Annotated in this window: 1 protein-coding gene; it reads left to right on the top strand. The window is 60.0% G+C overall.

The features are described 5' to 3' along the window. Positions 1-3: 3 nt before the first annotated feature. Positions 4-205: MerR family transcriptional regulator (locus VC35_RS28295; RefSeq protein WP_046044044.1), on the top strand; the 202-nt coding region annotated here is incomplete at its 3' end.

Below are 205 nucleotides of genomic sequence, written 5' to 3'. Positions count from 1 at the left end.
GGGCTGAGTATCGGCAAGTTGGCGGCAGCTGCCGGGGTGAACATCGAGACTATTCGCTATTACCAGCGACGCGGCTTGCTGGATGAACCGCCAAAGCCGCTCAGTGGTTATCGGCACTATCTACCGGAGCAGGTCAAGCGGTTGCGCTTCATCAAGAGGGCGCAGGCGCTGGGGTTCACGCTGGATGAGGTGGGCATACTGCTGA

Origin of the sequence: Pseudomonas fluorescens (assembly GCF_000967965.1) — a bacterium.
Lineage (GTDB): Bacteria > Pseudomonadota > Gammaproteobacteria > Pseudomonadales > Pseudomonadaceae > Aquipseudomonas > Aquipseudomonas grandcourensis.
This window is presented reverse-complemented; position numbering and strand designations above follow the sequence as displayed.